The sequence below is a fragment of the Enterobacter sp. A103 genome (genome assembly GCF_034427535.1).
In the GTDB taxonomy this organism is placed as follows: Bacteria; Pseudomonadota; Gammaproteobacteria; order Enterobacterales; family Enterobacteriaceae; genus Enterobacter; species Enterobacter asburiae_B.
Genome location: NZ_JAXQPQ010000025.1, coordinates 1 through 3,174 on the forward strand (window position 1 = coordinate 1; position 3,174 = coordinate 3,174).

Annotated in this window: 2 protein-coding genes; both read right to left on the reverse strand. The window is 41.1% G+C overall.

The genetic code is table 11. From position 1 onward, the window contains the following. The coding region (locus SPH27_RS22925) for an NEL-type E3 ubiquitin ligase domain-containing protein (protein ID WP_322435921.1) at positions 1-1,980 on the reverse strand (1,980 nt) is incomplete at its 3' end. A gap of 1,083 nt (positions 1,981-3,063) precedes the next feature. After that, positions 3,064-3,174, reverse strand: a 111-nt coding sequence (locus tag SPH27_RS22930) for an IS3 family transposase (protein WP_071682716.1), incomplete at its 5' end; no start/stop codon positions are given.

Here is a 3,174-nt window from a genome sequence, read left to right on the forward strand (position 1 = left end):
ACTGGCGCCGAAGGCGTCAGCGCGGCGCTCAAGGGCGGCCTGGTACTGGTCAGGTGCGATACGGCTGAGTGCCTGCTGCCAGGGTTCCCACTCTGCCAGCCAGCCCACAAAATCTCGGTTCTCATCCGCGACGATCCTTTCAAAAGCTTCAGCCTGAGCATTTGCTGGAACCATAACTTGAAGGAAGTTTGGATAATTCATCGCTGAGGTTACTGATGTTAAATGTAACCTTTCTCTGAGGCTTACAAGATAGGCAAGAGAAACTTCAATTTCTTCTGGGTTAAGGGATTCTCTAAATATCCTGGAAAATTGCTCTCTGGCAATGAGATCAAGCCTCTCCATTCGAAATACTTGACGAGCTGTGTCGATCATTTCTGACGTTAAGTGATTCAGATCGCTATTAGCCACTCTCGCAGACAGCGCCATTCTCTGCATTTCATTATAAACGTAGGCAACCTGATCCTCACATGTCGCTGTAGCCTGTAAAGCGCGATTGAATGTCTGCTCACGTAAAACTGGATCTGCTGCCAACTGTACCAACCAAGAGGATACCTGCTGCTGAAAACCGGGTATATCTGCACTAGCTGTTTTCCTTAATTGAAATATAAAATTATTGAAATCATTAGCCGCTGGCTCATTTATGAATTCTGCCCATGTTCTAGATACACTATTAGCCTCAGCAGAGTTAAACCAGTTTGAAACGGTTAACTGAAGCGGTTGTTCTGCATCTAAAAGGCGTTGGGGATATGACTGCGCGTCAAATAATGTTTGAGATATAAATGGATAATCACTCACATGAAGAGGTCGTTCTTGGGATGCTGAAAGTGCATCATCCGCCACCGAACTTAAACTAACCGAACTACCTTCAGCACCAAGTAAATGCCACGGAATAGACATAGGTTGTCTTATAGGCCTTGGTATCAGACCTAATGATTCTATCAACGTAGGAAGTGTTGCTGGCGGTCTTGGTACTTCTGCTTGCCTAGTTGGAGCCATATTAGTTATATTGACTGCAATTTGACTACCATCCTGTCGAAACCATCTTACAGATGATGGTTGTGAGGCTGGAGAACCGAAGTAAATTCGTGGACCATGATAGGTATCTCCGGATACTAAATTATTAATCATCTGAGTAGTCTCCGGAGCGAGCGGATTTCTTTCTATCATAACTGATCTTAGGCTCGGTATACTTCTTAAAAGATCTATGGGTAAATCTGTCAGTAAATTATCTGAAAGAGTTATGTTGGTTAGATTGGGAGGTAGTATATCAGGCCAATGACTAATTCGGTTTCCGAGAACAATGAGTGTCTGCAATGTTGCTGGCAAAGAAGAGGGGAACTCAGTGAGGCCTGTAGATGTAGCCGCAAAATTTATAAGTGCTGGGGGAAGCGAGAATCCCGGCGTAAGCGGATTATAACTTAAATTCAAATCAACTAAACTATGAGGCCATGTTGAGGGTAAATTTGTTATTTGATTTGTACTTGCTGATAGATATTCTAGGCTCTGAGGTAGAGTGGGAAGCCTAGAAAGTTGGTTATTGTTGACTGATAGATATCTTAAGCCTTGTGGTAAATTGTCAATGCTTATTAGCTGATTATTGAAAACAGTGAGACGAACCAAGGTATTGGGCCAATGAGATGGCGTTGTGTTTAAATTATTATACTCCAGAGATAATTCTCTTAAAGGTAAATTTATATCATTAGGAATGACGGATAAGTTGTTAAAACCTAATCTTAATCTCTGAAGATTAGGTGGTAGATGTTCAGGCCACTCGTGAAGTTGGTTATTCTCTAAGTTTAACTCAGTTATCGATGAGGGTAGTTCTGGAGGTAATGATGTTAACTCAAGCCCCGACAGGTCAAGTGTTGTACTGTGCGTTTCCCAGGCCTGAATTATCCTTGTTACTGCGATATGACGATTTATACGTTCAGTACCGGAGACACTCCCTTCCCATGCTTCCCATAATTCTTCATTAGTCATAAGTCACCTCGTGTTCTGTTTGTAAAAAGAATGCGAATATGATGTTTTACTTGGTTAGTTGATATTTAATGTGATAACGGATAACGGACCAACTATTTGTAAGTTGGAATTTTGTGCATGGTAAATCTGTATATCTTTTATCGCGTCATATTGGTTAAAATACAATCCAACCAGAAGTTGTTTTTATCATCCAGCCATTTCACTTGCTCTGACTGCAGTTGCTAGATCTGGGTTTCCCGGGGTTAAGTTCCTTTGTACCGCAATCTGGTACAGGTTGTCTGTGACTGATGGACGGCGGACTAAAAACATAACCGCACTAATGCTAACCGATGCTCCAAAATCACTATCCTTGATAGTGTCCTGTGGTAATTATTCTGTATAACAGTCTTTGAATCATAGCAATTTAACAAGTAAGGTAGCACATAACAAATGATTGAGAAGTTAAATATGTGTGTAATATTAGATAATTACATTCCTAATATCTAACAAATTTGAATTTTTTTCTGAATGAGTGTGATGAATGTAAGCATCAGCAAATGCTGAGCTGGGCACAGTTAAGCTGCCAGGCGTGACGAAAGGCGTCGCCACCCATCATGGCGAACAGAACTATAAGACAGGAATGTTTACCGGGGCGGGAACAATCCAGGAATAGCTCTGAGTTATCTGCTAAACCCGTAGTGATTCAGGAGCGGTGACTTTGTCATGAGCCACGTTGATGGTTAGTTTATTCACTTAATATGTCTTCATTATTCACAAAAAGGATCAACGTTTTTGTATTAAGAGAAATTCGTTATAAACACATCTCAGCTCAACGTAATATTAATTACTATTGCTCAAATTTCACTCGGTGGGGATTATTGATTGAACGGACCGGTAACAGTTCCCATGGCTATAGCCAGTCAGCGCTAACCAATTCAACCCAAAGAATTTCTAATTTTATTAGTGGATTTTATTGCGAAAATGTTTTTTTGCGCACATATAAGACAAATTATATTAAAATTTTGTGCATTTTTTTGCGTAATTTTATACACTCCATGTATCCTATACTAGGATTGATCCTACCCGTTTAATGTGGACGCAGCCCTAAGCGAGGTTCTGGTTTTCAAATTGTTCCGGACTGAGGCCGCCACAGGCACTGTGACGACGCCACCGATTGTAATCACACTCGATATAATTAAACACCGTCGTCCGCAT